The sequence below is a fragment of the Thermococcus sp. genome, from assembly GCF_027008145.1.
Taxonomy (GTDB): Archaea; Methanobacteriota_B; Thermococci; order Thermococcales; family Thermococcaceae; genus Thermococcus.
Genome location: NZ_JALTCZ010000033.1, coordinates 1 through 3,153 on the forward strand (window position 1 = coordinate 1; position 3,153 = coordinate 3,153).

The 3,153-nt window shown below is 50.5% G+C and carries 6 protein-coding genes and 1 pseudogene; 5 read left to right on the forward strand and 2 right to left on the reverse strand.

Annotated features, from left to right (window positions below; genetic code table 11):
* The 4 genes from MVD07_RS01540 to MVD07_RS01555 all read left to right on the forward strand — a co-directional run.
* Positions 1-1,151, forward strand: a 1,151-nt coding sequence (locus MVD07_RS01540) for a hypothetical protein (protein WP_297497696.1), incomplete at its 5' end; no start/stop codon positions are given.
* Positions 1,152-1,224: 73 nt separating this feature from the next.
* Complete coding sequence (locus MVD07_RS01545) at positions 1,225-1,413, forward strand: hypothetical protein (protein ID WP_297497699.1); 189 nt, start codon at positions 1,225-1,227, stop codon at positions 1,411-1,413.
* Positions 1,410-1,736 carry a PIN domain-containing protein gene (locus tag MVD07_RS01550; RefSeq protein ID WP_297497702.1) on the forward strand — a complete coding sequence of 109 codons (327 nt, stop codon included), beginning with the start codon at positions 1,410-1,412 and terminating at the stop codon, positions 1,734-1,736. The genes MVD07_RS01545 and MVD07_RS01550 overlap by 4 nt, the downstream gene beginning before the upstream one ends.
* On the forward strand, positions 1,724-1,882 hold the full coding sequence (locus MVD07_RS01555; protein ID WP_366078431.1) for a hypothetical protein: 159 nt from the start codon (positions 1,724-1,726) through the stop codon (positions 1,880-1,882). Before MVD07_RS01550 ends, MVD07_RS01555 begins: the two co-directional genes overlap by 13 nt.
* Before the next feature lie 29 nt (positions 1,883-1,911).
* On the opposite strand, the gene MVD07_RS01560 is transcribed toward MVD07_RS01555, so the two are convergent.
* Both MVD07_RS01560 and MVD07_RS01565 read right to left on the reverse strand, forming a co-directional pair.
* Positions 1,912-2,646 carry a molybdopterin-guanine dinucleotide biosynthesis protein MobB gene (locus tag MVD07_RS01560; RefSeq protein ID WP_297497704.1) on the reverse strand — a complete coding sequence of 245 codons (735 nt, stop codon included), beginning with the start codon at positions 2,644-2,646 and terminating at the stop codon, positions 1,912-1,914.
* A gap of 9 nt (positions 2,647-2,655) precedes the next feature.
* A complete protein-coding gene (locus MVD07_RS01565; RefSeq protein WP_297497710.1) occupies positions 2,656-2,871 on the reverse strand; it encodes an LSm family protein in 216 nt (71 codons plus the stop codon).
* Between the two features lie 92 nt (positions 2,872-2,963).
* Between MVD07_RS01565 and MVD07_RS01570 the strand changes: the two are divergent.
* Positions 2,964-3,153 (forward strand): annotated as a pseudogene (locus MVD07_RS01570) (hypothetical protein); the annotation flags it as partial.

Here is a 3,153-nt window from a genome sequence, read left to right on the forward strand (position 1 = left end):
ACTGGCCCGAGAGCAAGGGAGTAGATGTTGAGGCAAGCCTTGAAGATGTGAAGAAAAAGGCCAAGATTCACAGCCTCGTCTTCATGCCCATCGAGGAAGGGAAGCCTGAAAGCCCCTGGATGATGACAAGCAGACGCGTGGAAAATATTTTGAGGAGAATTATGAGACCATCAGAGTATTCTGCTACAGCAGGAGTTGGAACTTGGGCGGACAGTATATACTGGGTTGAAGTGGTTCAGAAAACTCCAGTGGGAACTCTGATTTCCAATGTTGGAAAGACAATGAAAGGAAGAAGTAAGAAAATACAGGCCATAGTGGAAGACGATTTGATATTCCCCCTTATCCGTGGGAGAAATGCAAAGAAGTGGTTTTCCTCATCTGAAGGTTATATACTGCTCCCAGTCAATCCAGAGACCGGTGAACTAATTTCTGAGGAGGATTTTAAAGTAAGATACCCAAAGGCATATGAGTTCTTTCTGAAGTTTGAAAAGGAACTAAAGGATAGATCAGGATACAAACAACTGCTAAAAAAAGCCGGAAAGCCTTTTTATGCAGTATTAAGAACAAAGTCATCTCTGGCGCCTTACAAAGTCGGATGGAAGCACATATCGGGGAAAATTAGCGGGAAAGCAGAGCTATCATGTGCTGTTCTTCCCAAGGCAAACGGAAAGCCGTTAGTTCCGTCACATGGCATCATTTTCATCCCCACAAACTCCGAAGACGAGGCCCATTACATCGCTTCAGTCCTAAACTCGGTAATAGCCCGTTTTATCGTCGCCAGCTACGGCCTCGAAGTTCACATAACAACAGATGTCCCGAAGAGAATTTACATTCCAACCTTTGACCCCTCCAACAAAATCCATCTCGAACTCGCGGAGCTTTCAAAGGAGGCCCATGAAAAGGCCTCGGACAAATACAGACTGCTCGACGAGATAAAAGCTCTCAAAAAGTCCCTAAAAGGGACAAAAGGCGAGGAGAGAAAGAGGATCAGGGAAAAAATGACAGCGCTCGAAGAAGAACTCTCCGGAATCGAGAAGGAGCTTAAGAAAATCGAAGCGAAAATAGACAAGAAAGTCGCCCGGCTCTACGGGATAACCGACGAGGAACTTGAGGAGATAGAGAGGCTCTTCGGGGTGTTGATGGGGGCATAGTTTAATCCTCTTGATCCTACCGTAAAGCAACCTTTAAATCCCGGGAATGCAAAAAGGGAATGGTGTATGGGAAATGGAAAACCTGACCCTGAAGAGGCTTCTTGGAAGCGTGGACGTAAAGAAGGTTCAGGAGCTCATAGAAATCGAAGAAATTAGGGAAGAAATACGGGAACTTGCCAAGGAAGTCCGGCGGGGGATGTTCGGTGAAGGGGGTACCAGCGAGGAGCTTAAAAACCTCAGGGTCGAGGTGTATGAACAGTGATTTACATTGACACGAGTGTTTTCTATCACTACACCACCAATGGAGAATTTGCAGAAATGGCCGAGGAAGTTTTAACCTCCCCCGAGCCCAAGATAACCTCCGATCTCGTTCTGGACGAGTTCCTTTTCGTCATAATCCGGAGAGAAGTGCATCGAGAATTTGGAATTAGATCATCGACCGCCATAAAAGAAAGACTCTCAAAAAGTTCGGAACTGGCGGAGTTTATCTACGAAACTGGGAAGAGAGCTCTGGCTGTTTTTGAGGCTTTTGACGTCATGGTGGTCCCAGATTCCCGCGACTGGCAAAGACATTGCTCTTTATGAGACACTACAACCTCTTCCCTCACGATGCAAGGATAATAGCCACCGCCTTAGAATATGGAACAAAAAGAATAGCCGCACTTGACAGAGACTTCGGGAGGGCCAGGGAGATTCTTGAGCTCCTTCCCCAAGAGTTCTGGAAGGAATGAGCTGTTTGAGAAGCCCGCCCTGTAGGACGTCACTCCTCCCTTATCACAATCTCAATCCTCTTCCCCTCGCGGTAGCCCTTCATCGCCGAGAGCATCCCCTTTACCGTCTTCTCAACGAGCTCCTGCACCCAGTCCTTCATCGGGAGAACCTGGCCGTCAATCTTAACCGTAACCTTAGGCTTTGAGCTGAGGACAACGCAGTCCCTGAGGGTCTTCTCCCCGGCAACTATCAGCCTCGCCATCTCGGCGCAGTTGAAACCACAGAGGCCGCAGTCTATGTTAGGGAGCATGAAGGCGCGCTTTTCAACAAGGTCGGCCAGTTTTTCCGGCTCCCTGGTCGCGTCTACCACCGGTAAACCGTCTACCTCACCTGCACCGTTTCCCGCTATGACCCCACTCACGGCTATGGCAAGGCCATCGTTGAGCTCCCTCACGTCTTTCTCGGTCTTCGCGCATATCACTTTGGGGACGTGCTTTATAGACTTAAAGCCCTCAAGGAGAAGAAAGTCCGCTGAGACCATAGAGAAGAGGGCGTTAACGTCTTTGGCCTTAAAGAGGAGTGCATCCGTATCGTCCGCTCTGACCAGGACGGAGTCCGCCACCCGCGAAAGGCGCCAGGTGTCGCTCCCTTCCCTGTCAAAGGTTGAGTGCATGCTCTTCGCTACGGCCACACGGTAGCCACGCTCCTTCAGAACCTTCGCAACGGCCTCAACCGTCGTCGTCTTCCCGCTCTTTTTGAAGCCCACGAAGGCCACCGCGCGCATGCTCTCACCTCAGAGAAGGGTTATCCAGTTGAGGTCGTCGATTTTAACTATAAGCTCCTTAGCCTTGTTGCCGGCATAGTCGGTGACGTCCCTAAGGAGTATGACCTCTTCGTCGAATTCGACGAGTACCCCCGAAAAGCTCGCGTCACTTCCGATTCCAACGGCTATCTTCTTTCCCCTCCAGGACTCAAGGGTTCTGTCGAGGAGGTACTGTTTCTCGCCCATTGCCATCCCCGGCATAGCTACGCGGGCTCCTTTTAATACTTTCCCGCCCGCAAACGCTATAAGCCAGCCCCCTAAGAATGGGCGGTGATGGTATGAGACTCGTCACGAAGAGCGAGGCTGTGAGAAAGGCACTCACGGAGGAGCTTAAGAGGGAGGGAATACACTTCGAGCTCCACGAACGTCCGGGCTTCGAGAGCTTCGTGGGGTACATGGTCGAGGGAACCCTGAAGGAGATAGAGAACACCATCTCCAGGCTTGAGGGGGCCGACGTCGAGGCCCTGA